This window comes from Gordonia sp. DT219 (assembly GCF_049847065.1).
GTDB lineage: Bacteria > Actinomycetota > Actinomycetes > Mycobacteriales > Mycobacteriaceae > Gordonia.
In genome coordinates this window covers 23,221-38,194 of sequence record NZ_JBNCNR010000019.1, presented here as the reverse complement: position 1 = coordinate 38,194, position 14,974 = coordinate 23,221, and the positions used below count along the sequence as shown (strand labels likewise).

Below are 14,974 nucleotides of genomic sequence, written 5' to 3'. Positions count from 1 at the left end.
GCCACATTCACCGTCGGCGCCCCCATGCCCGGGTATCGCTGCTCGGGTATCGCTGCTCGGGTATCGCTGCTCGGGTATCGCAGAAATTCCGGCGGACGGCTTGGTAACCTTCTCGTCTGCAACCAATTCGCGCATGTGCCGGTTCACATGCGGTCGGGAAGTGATTCTTCGTTGGCACGGATGTCCGTCACGGATCGGCGCTCGGCGCTCGTCGAGGCCGCCTACCGGGTCATCGCCGACCACGGCGTCGAGGGTGCGACCACGCGCCGGATCTGCGCCCACGCCGACATGCCGCTCGCCAGCTTCCACTACGCCTTCGAGTCGCGTACGGCTCTGCTGTGCGCGGTGATGGAGACAGCCGTCCCCACCGACATCACCCAGATGCTGCACACGATCCAGGCGTCCGACGACACCCTCGCGGGCTCCGCGGTGGAGGTCATGGAGGCCAACATGCGCCGCCAGCTCGAGGCCTTCTACGCGATGCTCAAAGCCGACCCGGGACGCCTGCAGGCCACCATCTCCCTCGGGATATATGCACACAACCATCCCGAACTGCAGCGGCACGGCATGAAGATGTACGAGGATCTCTACGCGGTCGCCGCCGTCGGCCTCGACGAAGGAGCGGCCCGATACGGTGTGCGGTTCACCGCACCCGCCACCTCCATCGCTCCGACGATGATCGGTGCGCTCATCTCGATCACCCTGATCTACCTCAGCACCGCCGACGACGACGTTGTCGACACCCTGATGGATTCCCTTGTCCGCCAGGTCATGTCGTTTGTCGTTGCCGACGACGGATCGGCCGGCGGGACCTCATGAGCGACACCGCAGCCGCCGGTCCGGGATTATGGGACCGCGATCCACAGCGGTACTGGACCGGATTCACCGAGGCCGTCGTCGCCGGCGGCATCGACAGTCCCGCTCTCGTTCTCGATTCCGCCGCCCTCGAACACAACGTGGCCGATCTGCTGCGCCGCGCGGGGGGCGTGCCGATCCGCCTGGCGTCGAAGTCGCTACGCGTCCGTTCTGTCATCGCCGACCTCGTCGCACGCCCCGGGTTCGCCGGCGTGCTGGCGTACGACCTCGACGAAGCCCGTTGGCTGGCAACACGATCCGGCATCACCGACGTCCTGATGGGATATCCGACGGTGCGGACCACCGCGCTGGCGAATCTTCTGGCCGACGAGATCGCTACGTCGCGGGTCACTCTGCTCGTCGATTCGACCGAGCATCTCGACGCGATAGACGCGGTGACCGGCGCGCAGGCGCGGCCGAGTGTGCGGGTCGCGATCGACATCGACGCCTCGCTGCGCCTGTTCGGCGGCCGGGTACACATGGGTGTGCGCCGCTCGCCCGTCCACGATCGCGAGGGCGCGCTCGCACTCGCCCGCCACATCGTGGACCGCCCCGGCTTCGACCTGGTCGGCGTCATGTCCTATGAGGCGCAAGTGGCCGGCGTCGGTGACGACGTGCCGGGCAAGGCCATGAAGAATCACGCAGTCGGCGCAATGCAGCGTCTGTCGATGACCGAGATCCGCCGCCGCCGTGGCCGGATCGTCGCCGCGCTGCACCAGATCGCATCGCTCGAGATCGTCAACGCCGGCGGCACGGGCTCGCTGGAGCAGACGGCGCGCGACTCCTCGGTCACCGACATCGCCGCGGGCAGCGGCGTCTTCGGCGGCCACCTCTTCGACACCTATCACCATTTTCGGCCGGCACCGGCACTCGCGTTCGGACTCGATGTCGTCCGGATTCCCGCCCCCGGCTACGTCACCTGCGCGGGTGGCGGCTGGATCGCCTCGGGACCGCCGGCCGCCGACCGGCTGCCCCGGCCCGTGTGGCCGGCGGATCTGCGATATGTGGGCACCGAGGCCGCCGGCGAGGTACAGACACCGCTGCACGGCCCCGGCACCGCAGGGCTGTCCATCGGTGACCGGGTGTGGTTCCGGCACACCAAATCCGGTGAGGTGTGCGAACGTTCACCGCAGGTGGTGAAGATCGCCCGAGATGCCGACGGCACCGCGCGGGTCGAGGAGGCGGTACCGACATACCGCGGAGAGGGGAAGTGTTTTCTGTGACGGTCTCCAACGGGACGGCTGCCGCACGGCCATGGCGTAACTGGGGCGGCACCGCGCAATGTACGCCGACCGCCGTCGAGTCTCCCGGCAGCGCCGACGACATCGCCGATCTGGTCGGCCGTGCGGTGCAAGCGAATTCGACCGTGAAGGCGGTCGGTGCCGGGCACAGTTTCTCCCCGATCGCGCTCGCGCCGGCGACCCAGCTCGACATGTCGCAGTTGCAGGGCCTCATCGGCGTCGACGAGGCCGCGCGGCGTGTGACGCTCCGTGCGGGTACCCGGCTCTACGAGATCCCCGACCTGCTCGGCGCCCACGGTTTGGCGATGGCCAACCTCGGAGATGTGGACCGGCAGACGATCTCTGGTGCCACCTCCACCGGAACCCATGGCACCGGACTGGATTTCGGCGGCCTCAGCACTCAGATCGTCGGCGCCACCCTGGTGTCGGGTACCGGTGAGATCGTCACGGTGGCCGAGGACGATCCGCGACTCGCGGCGGTGGCGCTGGGCCTCGGCGCACTCGGCATCCTCGTCGACCTGACGATCCAGTGCGTTCCGGTCTTCTCCATCCGTGCCGACGAGTATCCCCTCGACGCCGACGACGCGATCGACGGCTTCACCGAACGCGTTGCGACACAAGACCATCATGAGTTCTATTGGTTTCCGCACACCCGATGTGCGCTGGGCAAGACCAACACCCGGCTCGAGGGTCTCGCCACACCCTCCGGAGCCGGCCGGGTACGCCGTTACGTCGACGACGAGATCCTCGCCAACCGCGTGTATCGAGTGTTGTGCGCGTTGGGTTCTCGCGTGCCCGCAGCCGTCCCGACGATCAGTCAGGTCTCGGGCCGGGTGCTCTCGGCCCGCACCTACACCGAACGATCCGACCGCGTGTTCATCTCGTCACGCACGGTCCGGTTCCGCGAGATGGAATACGCGGTTCCACTGGAAGCCACCCCGTCGGCACTGCGTGAACTGCGGCAGATGATCGAGCGCAAGCGCTACCGCATCAGCTTCCCGGTCGAGGTCCGGGCGGCCGCCGGTGACGATCTGATGCTCTCGACCGCATCGGGCGGCCCGCGCGGCTACATCGCGGTGCACCGTTATCACCACGACGATCCGACCGACGCCGCCGCGTATTTCGCCGATGCCGAGGCGATCATGACCGACCATGGTGGCCGGCCGCACTGGGGCAAGATACACACCCGCGACGCCGCGTACTTGCGGTCGGTGTACCCGCGGTTCGACGAATTCCGCGCGGTGCGTGACCAGTTCGACCCGAACCGGGTGTTCGCCAATCCCTACCTCGAGCAGGTCCTCGGGTCCTGACCGCCACCGGCGCGGCCCCCGTGGGTCAGCCCAGCGGCTGATACGCAGATTCACTTGTGCCGTAGATCGGTGTCACCCAGCGACATCGATCTACGGCACTGAATCGTTGGATCGGCCGAATCCGGTCCTCTCCCCACCGCTCGACTGGCGCCTTCGGGCACCGCGTCGGACACTGGAGGGATGCGTGATGTCCTGCCGGCGTTGATACACCGCCTCGAGCATGGTGCCGTCGCCCTGGCCCGGGTGATCTCGACGACCGGCGCGGCGCCGCGGTCGGTCGGGTCGGCGATGGCGATCACCGCCGACGGCGAGGTGATCGGCTCCCTCTCGGGCGGGTGCGTCGAATCGGCGATCGTCGAGAGCGCGCAGCAGGTGTTGACCGACGGGATCGCGACCGTCGAGTATTTCGGCGTCGCCGACCCGGATGGCATCGCGATCGGCCTGACGTGTGGCGGTGAGATGGAGGTCGCCGTCGAACGCCTCGACGCGACACACCTGCCCGAGCTGCGGCGACTGGCCGCTGCGATCGACGACGGCACCCCGATCGCCTGGGCCACCACCCTCTCGGATGCCCCGGCCTGGTATTCGGCCACCCGAGAGAGCCGTCGGCCCTGGTACCGGCTCGACGCCGACATCGCCGATCTGCTGGCGACCGGGCGCAGCGGAATCGTCGGCGTCGACGACTGCGACGAGTCGACTGCCGCAGATGTGCCGGGTTCGGGCCAGGCTCGCCCTCGTGCGTTCGTCCAGACCTTCGCGCCGCGAGCGCGGCTGATCCTGGTGGGCGCCAACGACTTCGTACGGGCACTCGCCACCCTCGGGTCGACGCTGGGCTATCGGGTGAGCGTCGTCGACGCCCGTCCGGTCTTCGCCACCCCGGCACGGCTGCCCGGCGCCGACGAGGTGATCGTCGAATGGCCCGACCGCTACCTCGCCGACGAGATCGCGCAGGGCCGGACCGATCGCTCGACCTGCGTGTGCGTGATGACCCACGACACCAAGTTCGACGTCCCCACGCTGCGGGTCGCCCTGGGCACCAACCGAATCGGCTTCGTCGGGGCGCTGGGTTCCCGCCGTACCGTCGCCGACCGGAACGCACGCCTGACGGATGCGGGCGTGAGCGACGACGCGCTGGCACGGTTGCGCTCGCCACTCGGCCTGGATCTGGGGGGCCATACCCCCGCCGAGGTCGCCGTGTCGATCGCCGCGCAACTGATCGCCGACCGGCACGACGCCTCGGGAAGGTCGCTAACCCTGGGGGGTGGCCCCATCCACGGCTGATTCCCCGACCGTCTTGTCCCCGACCGCTCCATCGGCGCCGACCGGGATGTCGGAGGTGGCGCCGGAGCTGGTGGGTCCCGAATCATCCTGTGCGGGAAGGACATGCTCACCCGACCGGTCGCAGGACAGCGCCAGCGAGGAGATGTATTGCTTCTCACCGTTCGGTCCGGGTACCGCCGAGGCGATCATGTCCGGCCGCTCGAACTCGATGCCGGTGACGCAGCACAGCAGCCGCACATCGGTCGGGTTGCCGTGTTCGTCGTACATCGGGATATCGATGCCGTCATCGGTGCGGCGCAGGTAGTACTTACCCTTGGTGGCCAACGCCAGGATCGGGGGCATGGCCACCGCGAGCACGAGCGCCACCAGCGGCGAGTACGGCTGGATCGCATCGCCGAACACGTGGAAGTACACCAGGATCGACGCCCCGGCCGCCACGAGCAGGGACCCGAACCCGACCGGGTTCACGCTGTAGAGCATGCCGCGCCGGAATTCGGGCTGCTTGGGTGAGATACCCAGCAGATACTTGTTGATGGCGATGTCGGAGGCAACGACCGCGATCCAGGCGATACCGCAGTTGGCGTAGAAGTTCAGCAGATTGTTGAGGAAGCTGAACATGTCGGCCTCCATCAGCACGATCGCGATGAAGACGTTGAAGAACAGGAACACCAGTCGGCCCGGGTACGTCTTGGTGACCCGGGTGAACGCGTTGGTCCAGGCCAGCGATCCGGAGTAGGCGTTGGTGACGTTGATCTTCACCTGGCTGATGACCACCAGGATCACTGCCAGGGTCAGTGCCAGCCAGTGCGGCAGGAAGTCTTGATAAATCTCCACGAACTGGTGCACCGGCTGGTTGGCGATGCCGGCGTTGTCGATGCTGATACCGATCAGGTAGACCGCGAGGAACAGGCCGACGATCTGCTTGATGGCGCCGAAGAGCACCCAGCCCGGGCCGGCGGTCAGCGTGGCGATCCACCACTTGCGCTTGTTCTCCGGGGTCCGGGGCGGCATGAACCGCAGGTAATCGATCTGCTCGGCGATCTGCGCGATCAGCGACAGACACACACCGGCCGCGAGCATGGTGCCGGCGAAGCTGACGCCCTTGCCGAGCGCATGGCCGTGGGAATCGACACCGCTGAACGCAAAGAAGTCACCGATCGCCGCGGGATGCTTGATGACCAGGTACAGAAACGGCAGCACCATCATGATCAGCCACAGCGGGGTGGTCCACACCTGCAGCTTGGCGAGCGTGTTCATGCCGTAGATGACCAGCGGGATGATCAGCACCGAGGAGATCAGGTACCCGATCCAGAGCGGGATGTGCAGACCCAGTTGCAGACCCTGGGCCATGATCGAACCCTCGAGGGCAAAGAAGATGAACGTGAACGACGCGAAGATCACGTTCGTCAGCACCGAGCCGTAGTATCCGAAACCGCTGCCGCGGGTGATCAGGTCGAGGTCGATGTTGTATCGCGCGGCGTAGTAGGCCAGCGGGTAGCCGGTCAGCACGATCACGACGGCGAAGAACAGGATGCCCCACAAGGCATTTCCGGTCCCGTTGGCGATGCCGATGTTGGCACCGATCGCGAAGTCGGCCAGGTAGGCGATACCGCCGAGCGCCGAGATCGCCACCACACCCGGACCCCATTTGCGGTAGCTGCGTGGCGCGAAACGCAGCGTGTAGTCCTCGAGGGACTCACGAGCGGCCGCCGCCTGGGCGCCGGTGGCGATGATGCTGTGTTCGGCGTTCTCTATCGCGCCTACCTCTTCGGTGAGGTCATCGACCCCATGATGTCGTTTCGACACGCAATCCCCTCCTTGGACAATGGATTGCGATCACGCTAGGAGGTGGACGTTTCTGGCATATACCTCGGCATGTTTCGGGAATGTTACGCGCACGGCGAATCGGGCATATCGAACCCGGGTGCGCGACAACTACTTTCCGGTGAACCGCGGCCGGCGTTTCTCCGCGCGCGCCGCGCGCCCTTCGGCGAGGTCCGCGCTCTGCCAGGCACGCAGCATCGCCGCCCGATGCTCGGTGGGCGCCGGATCGCGCGCACCGTCGCCGTTGAGGACGGCTTTGTAGTGCGCCAGGGTGAGTGGCGCGAACTCGGCGATGGTCGCGGCCCACTCCTGCGCGTCGGCGAGATCGCCGACGCGGTTGGCGAATCCGAGTTCGTGGGCGCGCTCGGCCGTGAGGTTGTCGCAGCCGATGAACATGCCCCGCGCCGGGCCGCCGCCGACCAGTGACACGAGTCGCCGTATCGTCCATTCATCCACCGCCACACCGATCTTCGCCGCCGGAATGCCCGCGAGGGCATCGGGGGACATGACGCGCAGATCGGCGGCCATGGCCAGTTGCAACCCGGCACCGAAGGCCGCGCCGTTGACCGCGGCGATCACCGGCACCGAGATCGACTCGATCTGCGCCAAGGTGACGACGAGCCGATCGAGGAAGTCCCGATCGTAGACCGGGCCCGAGAGGTCTGCACCCGCCGAGAACGCGGTGCCACGACCGGTCAGCACGATCGCCCGCGCACCGGACTCGACGGCATCGGTGAACGCCGCCCCGAGCGCCTCGATCACCTCACCGTTGAGGGCATTGCGTTTGTCGGGACGATCCAACTCGATTGTCGTCACCGCACCATCTGCACTCGTCGCAATCATGACTTGGAAGCCTACCGGCCATGATCTGGCGGCCGTCCGACCCCGGATACCCCGACGCACCGTGCCGCGCCCACGTGACAGGCTGACGTGGTGCGGACCGACAGTGGTGACGACGGCGGCGATGCGATCGAAGCGGGCGATGAGAACGTACGGCCGGACTCCGACGTCCTCGTCATCGGCGGCGGCCAGGCGGGACTCTCGGCGGCATACTTCCTCGATCGTTTCGGACTCGGCGGCCGATATCAGGTCCTCGACCGCTCACCACATCCCGGCGGCGCCTGGCAATACCGGTGGCCGACCCTGACCCTCGCCGGCGCGAACCATGTGCATGATCTGCCCGGATACGGCCTCGTCGAGGCGCTCGGGGTCGACTGCGACCAGTTCCCCGCGGCCACCGCGGTACCGGACTACTTCGGCCGCTACGAGGACAAATTCGGGCTGACGGTGCGTCGGCCGGTGCGCGTGAACTCCGTACACCACGACGGCGACGGGTTCCGGGCGCACATCGCGGCGCCGACGGCAGGCCCCTGCTCCCCGCGCGCCTCGGCGGTGACCGCGCGGGCGCTGATCAACGCAACGGGCACCTGGGACCGGCCGTTCATCCCGCACATCCCGGGTATCGCCGACTTCGGTGGCCGGCAGTTGCACACGCACGACTACACCGGCCCCGGCGAGTTCGCAGGCAAGCGGGTACTCGTCGTCGGCGCCGGGATCTCGGCGATCGGCCTGCTCATCGAGATCGCGCGCGAGGCGCCGGGCGTCACCACCTTCTGGTGTTCGCGGACCGAACCGTATTTCCGGCCCGGTCCGTTCAACCCGGCCGAGGGCCGTGCGGCGGTCGCGCGCGTCGAGGAGCGGGTCCGCGCGGGGTTGCCGCCGACGTCGGTCGTCTCGGTGACCGGCCTCTCGCGTACCCCGGCGATCGCCGCCGCCCAGCGCGACGGCATCCTGGCCTGGCGGCCGATGTTCACCCGCATCACCGAGACCGGCGTGTGCTGGGACCGTGGCGGTCCCGACACCCCGGCGGGCACCGAGCTCGACGTCGACGTCATCTTCTGGAACACCGGATTCCGCAGTGCGCTCGACCATCTCGCGCCGCTGCATCTGCGTGCACCGGGCGGGGGCATCACGATGACCGGGCGGTTGGCGACGACGGTGGCCGCCGACCCACGCGTGCAGCTCCTCGGCTACGGGCCCTCGGCGTCGACGATCGGCGCCAACCGGGCCGGGCGCGAGGCCGCGCGGAACGTGGCCGAGATCCTCGGCACGCACTGATCCCTGGAGAGCTCGATTCCTCGGCAACCGTTTGGTGAACTCTCTTGACATTCTGTTGGGTTTTCCCAACACTTAGTTGTGTGAGTCCGGTCCGGCGGGGTGACAAGCTCCCGATCTACAACCGCATCGGCGTCCTGCGCGCCGAACGGCGGATGACGCGGGCCGCCCTGGCCGAACTGGTCGACATCAATGTGCAGACGGTGGGTGCGCTCGAACGGGGCGATCACTATCCGAGCCTCGACCTCGCGATGCGCATCTGCGATGTCTTCGGCCTCCCGGTGGAGGCCGTGTTCAGTCGCACCGAGTTCGGGGCGATGTCGGCCGAGCTCTACGCACGCCGAACCGACGGCGAGGGCACCGGCCGCCGGCCCGAGTGAGCGCCCGGCGCCGGCTCGCCTCAGCGAGCAACCACCGAGAAGGAGGTGCACGATGTACGACCCGAATTCGGCGATCCCCGAGGACGCGAAACCCGAACTGTGGCGTCGGTACGACCAGTGGCGCGGGGATCGGCACCGCCGGTTCGCGCAGCGCACCGCGCACCAGCTGACCCGCTGGCGCAATCGACGCGGCTACCGCACTGTTGTTGTCGCACAGGCAGTCTGCATACTCATCCTGCTCGCCGGGGCGGTGGTGTCGTTTGTCAGTCCGACATGGTTCTTGCTGCCCTTCCTCGTGGGCGTGGCCGGCTCGCTCGTCTGTCAGCGGACCCTGCGGATCATCACCGGTTCGATCGGCGACGCGCCGGTCACCGCACTCGACGAGATCCAACTGGCACAGCGCAATTCGGCGCGGTCATTGGCCTTCATCGTGTTGTTCACGCTGATGTTCGTGCCCTACATCGCACTTATCGTGCTCTCGATCCCCGACCATGTTCCCGGCCAGGTGATCTATGGGCTGGGGATGCTGACGATCTCGCTGATGCTCGCCGCCGCGGTGCTGCCGTCCATGCTCACCGCGTGGTGGATGGCCGACCCCGATCCCGAGGACTTCGCCGACGAGTTCGGCCACGACCCCACCACGCCGACTCCCCCGATCACCCCGACCCACACCGACCCGAGAGGAGAGCGCCGATGAGCCGAACACCGGTGACCGGAGCATTGATCATCGACGGCCTGCACAAACGTTATGGCGACGTGATCGCGTTGCATGACATGACCTTCCAGGTCGAACCCGGTGAGATCTTCGGATTCGTCGGCAGCAATGGCGCGGGCAAGTCCACCACCATGCGGATCATCCTCGGCGTGCTCGCCGCCGACGCGGGCCGGGTCCTGCTGGGTGATCGGCCCATCGATCTGCCCACGCGCCGGCGCATCGGATACATGCCCGAGGAACGCGGGCTGTACCCGAAGATGAAAGTCGGTGACCAGCTGCGCTTCCTGGCCCGCCTGCATGGGATGAGCGCGGCCGATGCCGACGAGTCGGCGCGCCGCTGGACCGAACGACTCGGCGTCGCAGAACGGTTCGGTGACAACATCGGCGAGCTGTCGCTGGGCAACCAGCAACGCGTGCAGTTGGCGGCGGCACTGGTCGCCGATCCGGCGGTACTGGTTCTCGACGAGCCGTTCTCCGGCCTCGACCCGGTGGCCGTCGACGTCATGAGCGACGTCCTCAAAGAAAAGGCGGGCGAGGGCACTCCCGTCGTGTTCTCCTCCCACCAGCTCGACCTCGTCCAGCGGCTGTGCGACCGGGTCGGCATCGTAGCCAAAGGACGTATGCGTGCACTCGGCAGCGTCGACGACCTGCGTCGCCGTGGTGGGGTGACGCTGGAGGTCACCGGCCCCGGGTCCGAGATCGCCTGGGCCGACGGCATTCCCGGTGTCCTCGAGACCCACTACGGCCAGACGACGCGGTTGCGCGTCGATCCGGCGGCCGTCGACGACCAGCAGGTTCTCGCCGCCGCGCTGCGCCACGGTCCGGTCCACCGCTTCGCCACGTCCACCCCGTCCCTGACCGACATGTTCCGAGAGGTGGTTTCGGCATGAACTCCCCCAGCCCCAGTTCCACCGACACCGGCGCCGGCGCCGGCGCCATGACCTCGATACGGCTGATCGCCCAGCGCGAGATCAACACCCGCACCCGCACCAAGTCGTTCCTCATCAGCACCGTCGCGCTGATGGCTGTGATCGTCATCGGCCTGATCGTGTGGAAAGCCTTCAGCGGTGGCGGTACCGACACCGAACGGGTGGGCCTGACCGGTCCGCAGACCTCGCTGTCGACGGGCATCGAAGCGGCCGGAAAGGCCGCTGGGACACCGGTCGACGTGGTGTCGGTCGACACCGCCGAACAGGCCCGCACCCGGGTCGACTCCGGCGATCTCGACGCCGCGGTGGTCGTCACCCCCACCGGTTCCTACACCCTGATCAGCAAGGACGGCCTCTCGGAGTCGTTGTCGAGTGTGCTTCCCACCTCGATCCAGCAGACGAATCTGGCGGCCGTACTCGCTCAGCGCGGCGTCGACGCGGCAAGTCTGCCCGCACCCGCGATCACCACCGTGCAGACTCAGCCGACCAGCGCCGACAAGGGTCAGCGCATCGTCATCGCACTGGTCGGCTCGATGCTGCTGATCATGGCGATCATGCTGGGCGGCAACATGATCGCCGTCGGCGTCGTCGAGGAGAAGACGTCGCGCATCGTCGAGTTGCTCCTCGCGACCGTCACACCGCTGCACCTCATGTGGGGCAAGATCGTAGGCATCGGTGTGGTCGCACTCGGGCAGGTGATTGTGCTGGGTGCCACCGCCCTGATAGCCGGTGCCGCCACCGGCATGCTGACGATCGCGGGCACCGCGGTCGGGATGTTCGCCGCGACACTGGTGTGGTTCCTGCTCGGCTTCGTCTTCTTCGCGACGCTGTACGCCGCCGCCGGCGCGCTGGTGTCCCGGCAGGAAGAACTCGGCTCGACGATCATGCCGCTGACCGTGCTGTCGATGGCCGTGATGTACGCGGGCATCTTCGGCGTCCAGGCCCTCGACTCGACCTTCATCAAAGTCCTGACGTGGATTCCGCCGTTCTCCGCGGTGCTCATGCCGATCCGGATCGCCACCGGTGACACCGATTTCGTGCAGATCGTCGTCTCCCTGGTACTCATGCTGGCGGCGTGCGCGATCGCCACCTGGATTGCCGCCCGGATCTACCAGCGTTCGATCCTGCGCACCGGTAGCCGGGTGAAGTGGTCGGAGGCGCTGTCGATGGCACGGTGAGCCGACGCATCAGGATGCGGTCGCCACGGAGCCGACTTGTGCAGCGTCACTGCCGGTTTCATTCGCCGGCGCGGGCGCGTGCGCGACGAAGTCCCGGCTACGGATCAGCGCCAGCGCACCGATACCGCCGACGATCGCGACGGCGCCACTGACCACGAACAGCAGGTTGAGGGCGTCGGCGTAGGCGGCATGCTGACCGCCGGCCGGGTGCTCATGCATCGACGACGACATCTGCGAGCTGAACAACGAACCGTAGACGGCGATGCCGACCGCGATGCCGATCTGGCGGAATGTCGTGTTGATACCCGACGCCATCCCCGACCGGTGCACATCCACCACACCGACCGCCGTCGCGGCCAGTGGCGGGTTGACCAGTCCGCTGCCGATACCGGCGACGATCATGCCGGGGATCAGATGCGTCCACGACGAGCCGGCGTCGAGTCCGCCCATCACGAGCAGTCCCACGCCGACCAGCATCAGCCCGGGGCCGATGAGCCAGCGCACCGGCACGCGTTCGGAGGCGCGGCCGGCCACGGTCGCCACCACCATCGTGCAGCCGGACATCACCAGCAGCCGCAGACCGGTCTGCATCGCCGAGTAGCCCAGCGAGTTCTGCAGATACACAACGACATAGAGCAGCATGGCGAACAGCGAGCCGTTCATGGCGAACGCCGCCAGCAACCCGCCGGTGAACGTCGGGGTCCGCAACAGCGAGAGATCGAACATCGGTTGCGCCACACGCAATTCGACCACGACGAACAGCGCCAGCAACACGGCGGCGGCGATGAAGCAGCCCACCACCAGCGAGTCGGTCCAGGATCGCTGCCCCGCCTCGGTGAGGCCGTAGACGAGGGCGACGAGCCCCGCGGTGAAGGTGAGCACGCCCGGCCAGTCGATGCGGCGCGCGTGCGGCGAGCGCGATTCGTCGACCATGCGCAGCGTGAGCAGCAGTGCCGCGATCCCGATGGGCAGGTTCACCAGGAAGATCGCGCGCCAGGTGACGCCGGTGGTGAGCACACCGCCGAGCACCGGCCCCAGGGCCGTCGAGATACCGGAGATCGCGCCCCAGGCGCCGAACGCGATTCCGCGGTCACGTCCGTGGTAGGTCGCGGCAAGGAGCGCGAGCGACGTCGAGAACAGCATCGCGCCGCCGACACCTTGCAACGCCCGCGAGACGATCAGCATCGTCGGGTCCTGCGCCACGCCGCACAACAGCGAGCCGAGCGTGAACACGACGAGCCCGATCGAGAAGACCCGGCGCCTCCCGAATTTGTCCGAAATCGATCCCGACGTCAGCAGCAACGCCGCGAGCGCGAGGGCGTAGGCGTCGGTAACCCATTGCAGCTGACTGAAACTCGCGCCCAGAGCATGCTGGATGTCGGGGAGTGCGACGACCACGATCGTGACGTCGAGGAGCAGCATGAAGGTCGCCGCACACACGACGACCAACGTCCACCATTTACGTGCCATGACTTTTTCGTACCTTTCGATGCCATCACCGGAGATCGAGGCCGTTGCCCGCCGGTGGGATGCGTCAAGTGTGAGCCCGTTTCTGCGTCGAGTCTCCCGCGACCGCCCAGGGCGTAGAATCGTGACGATGAGCAGTCCAGCAGCATTGAATTCCTCCACACTCGACGAGCTGGATGCACAAATCGTGCGCGCGTTGCAGGTCTCGCCGCGAGTGTCCTTCCGTGAGCTCGGAGAGGTACTCGGTGTCGCCGAACAGACCGTGGCCCGGCGCTACCGCCGCATGCGCCGCGAAGGCTACCTGCGCGTGACGATGGCGGCCGACCCGCATCGCGGAGGGAACTCCGCCTGGTTCGTCCGGGTCCGGTGCCGCCCGGAAGGCACCGACGCCATCGCGCGATCGGTGGCCGCCGACGATCACGTCTCCTGGGTGTCGATCTATGGGGCCGGGTGGGAGGTGGCCTTCAATCTGCGCGTTCCCGCCGACGCCGATGCCCACGAACTCCTCGTCGCCGCCCTGCCCAAGGCCGCACCCATCCTCGACGTCTCACCGGCGGAGATCCTGCACACGTTCGTCGGTGGATCGAATCCGCATCAAGAGATGTGGAGCGACGTGCTCACCGCCGAGCAGACCGCGGCCCTGGAGGCCACCTCTTGTCAGCCCGCGCCCGTCGGCGAACCCGTCAAGACCGACGTAGTGGATCAGATCTTGTTGGACGCCTTGGGAAAAGACGGTCGGTTGTCCTATTCCACGCTGGCCCGCGCCACCGGTGGCACACCCGGAAAGGTGACCCGTCGCGTCGAGCACCTCGTCGCATCGGGGGCCGCGTACTTCCACGTCGATCTGGCGACCGACGCCATCGGTCTGCGCAGCGCCTCACTCTGGCTGACGGTGACCCCGCGCCATCTGCGGACCGTCGGAGAAGCCCTGGGCATTCATCCACGCATCCCGTTCGCGGCGGCCATCACGGGGCGATCCAACATCTTCGCGCGGATCATGAACTCCGACACCGACGACATGTATTCCTTTGTGACCCAAAGCCTCGCCGAGCTCGACGGAATCACCGGATATGAGATCATGCCGCTACGGCAACAGGTCAAGAATGCCGGGACCATCGTCCGCGGCGACCGGCTGGCACCACCGTCGGCGTCGGGGCGAGTCCGGCGCTAGGTGGTGCGGCTTCCCGCTCAACGATTTGCGTCCCGCTCGACGATCTCGTCGAGCGGGACGCAAATGAGTGAGCGGGAAGTGGGGTCTAGCCGACGCCCAGCAGATCGATGACGAACACGAGGGTGCGGCCCGAAAGGCGGTGTCCCGTACCGGCCGGCCCGTAGGCGAGGTTCGGTGGGACGGTCAGGCGACGACGGCCGCCGACCTTCATGCCCGGAATTCCTTCCTGCCATCCCGGGATGAGCCGCTCGAGCGGGAACCGGGCCGACTGACCGCGGTCCCACGACGAGTCGAATTCCTCGCCGGATTCGAAATCGACACCGACATAGTGCACGTCGACGACGTCGCCCCGTTGCGCCTGCGAGCCGTCACCTTCGATGAGATCGACGACCTCGAGTTCGGTGGGCTCCGGGCCCGTGGGGAATTCGACTTCTGGCTTTTCGGCACTGGTCATCGGGACTCTCCTTTGAGTCGTCGGTGCAGGGTCATCGGTATCGGGTGCCCGTGC

14 protein-coding genes are annotated in these 14,974 nt (G+C 67.3%); 10 read left to right on the top strand and 4 right to left on the bottom strand.

What is annotated here, in order from left to right:
* Window positions 1-180 precede the first annotated feature (180 nt).
* The 4 genes from ACPXB3_RS17915 (at window position 181) to ACPXB3_RS17900 (ending at window position 4,687) form a co-directional block, all read left to right on the top strand.
* Window positions 181-819 (top strand): TetR/AcrR family transcriptional regulator, encoded by a 639-nt coding sequence (locus ACPXB3_RS17915; RefSeq protein WP_425706609.1) that lies wholly within the window; start codon window positions 181-183, stop codon window positions 817-819.
* The gene (locus tag ACPXB3_RS17910; RefSeq protein WP_425728852.1) at window positions 816-2,078 is read left to right on the top strand and encodes an alanine racemase; all 1,263 of its coding nucleotides are present in this window, start codon (window positions 816-818) and stop codon (window positions 2,076-2,078) included. Before ACPXB3_RS17915 ends, ACPXB3_RS17910 begins: the two co-directional genes overlap by 4 nt.
* On the top strand, window positions 2,075-3,406 hold the full coding sequence (locus ACPXB3_RS17905) for a D-arabinono-1,4-lactone oxidase (RefSeq protein ID WP_425728850.1): 1,332 nt from the start codon (window positions 2,075-2,077) through the stop codon (window positions 3,404-3,406). The genes ACPXB3_RS17910 and ACPXB3_RS17905 overlap by 4 nt, the downstream gene beginning before the upstream one ends.
* Before the next feature lie 180 nt (window positions 3,407-3,586).
* Window positions 3,587-4,687, top strand: a complete 1,101-nt coding sequence (locus ACPXB3_RS17900) for an XdhC family protein (RefSeq protein WP_425706606.1) — start codon at window positions 3,587-3,589, stop codon at window positions 4,685-4,687.
* Here the strand turns inward: ACPXB3_RS17900 and ACPXB3_RS17895 are convergent.
* Together ACPXB3_RS17895 and ACPXB3_RS17890 are read right to left on the bottom strand one after the other, a co-directional pair.
* Window positions 4,655-6,493, bottom strand: coding sequence for a purine-cytosine permease family protein (locus tag ACPXB3_RS17895; RefSeq protein WP_425706605.1), 1,839 nt, complete (start codon window positions 6,491-6,493; stop codon window positions 4,655-4,657). The two genes, ACPXB3_RS17900 and ACPXB3_RS17895, sit on opposite strands and share 33 nt — an antisense overlap.
* Before the next feature lie 129 nt (window positions 6,494-6,622).
* On the bottom strand, window positions 6,623-7,354 hold the full coding sequence (locus tag ACPXB3_RS17890; protein WP_425706604.1) for an enoyl-CoA hydratase: 732 nt from the start codon (window positions 7,352-7,354) through the stop codon (window positions 6,623-6,625).
* A 126-nt stretch (window positions 7,355-7,480) separates the two neighbouring features.
* Between ACPXB3_RS17890 and ACPXB3_RS17885 the strand changes: the two genes are divergently transcribed.
* From ACPXB3_RS17885 to ACPXB3_RS17865, 5 genes are all read left to right on the top strand, one after another.
* The gene (locus ACPXB3_RS17885; protein WP_425728868.1) at window positions 7,481-8,629 is read left to right on the top strand and encodes an NAD(P)-binding domain-containing protein; all 1,149 of its coding nucleotides are present in this window, start codon (window positions 7,481-7,483) and stop codon (window positions 8,627-8,629) included.
* Window positions 8,630-8,709: 80 nt separating this feature from the next.
* Window positions 8,710-9,006, top strand: a complete 297-nt coding sequence (locus tag ACPXB3_RS17880) for a helix-turn-helix transcriptional regulator (RefSeq protein ID WP_425706603.1) — start codon at window positions 8,710-8,712, stop codon at window positions 9,004-9,006.
* Window positions 9,007-9,058: 52 nt separating this feature from the next.
* Window positions 9,059-9,703, top strand: coding sequence for a hypothetical protein (locus ACPXB3_RS17875; protein ID WP_425706602.1), 645 nt, complete (start codon window positions 9,059-9,061; stop codon window positions 9,701-9,703).
* The gene (locus tag ACPXB3_RS17870) at window positions 9,700-10,611 is read left to right on the top strand and encodes an ABC transporter ATP-binding protein (protein WP_425728848.1); all 912 of its coding nucleotides are present in this window, start codon (window positions 9,700-9,702) and stop codon (window positions 10,609-10,611) included. The genes ACPXB3_RS17875 and ACPXB3_RS17870 overlap by 4 nt, the downstream gene beginning before the upstream one ends.
* Window positions 10,608-11,828, top strand: coding sequence for an ABC transporter permease (locus ACPXB3_RS17865; RefSeq protein ID WP_425728846.1), 1,221 nt, complete (start codon window positions 10,608-10,610; stop codon window positions 11,826-11,828). Before ACPXB3_RS17870 ends, ACPXB3_RS17865 begins: the two co-directional genes overlap by 4 nt.
* Window positions 11,829-11,837: 9 nt before the next feature.
* Here ACPXB3_RS17865 and ACPXB3_RS17860 read toward each other — a convergent pair whose 3' ends face one another.
* Window positions 11,838-13,298, bottom strand: coding sequence for an MFS transporter (locus tag ACPXB3_RS17860; protein ID WP_425728844.1), 1,461 nt, complete (start codon window positions 13,296-13,298; stop codon window positions 11,838-11,840).
* A gap of 127 nt (window positions 13,299-13,425) precedes the next feature.
* On the opposite strand from ACPXB3_RS17860, the gene ACPXB3_RS17855 reads away from it, so the two are divergent.
* Complete coding sequence (locus ACPXB3_RS17855) at window positions 13,426-14,466, top strand: Lrp/AsnC family transcriptional regulator (RefSeq protein ID WP_425706599.1); 1,041 nt, start codon at window positions 13,426-13,428, stop codon at window positions 14,464-14,466.
* Between the two features lie 85 nt (window positions 14,467-14,551).
* Here the strand turns inward: ACPXB3_RS17855 and ACPXB3_RS17850 are convergent, their stop codons facing one another.
* Window positions 14,552-14,920, bottom strand: a complete 369-nt coding sequence (locus ACPXB3_RS17850) for an FKBP-type peptidyl-prolyl cis-trans isomerase (RefSeq protein ID WP_425706598.1) — start codon at window positions 14,918-14,920, stop codon at window positions 14,552-14,554.
* Window positions 14,921-14,974 lie beyond the last annotated feature (54 nt).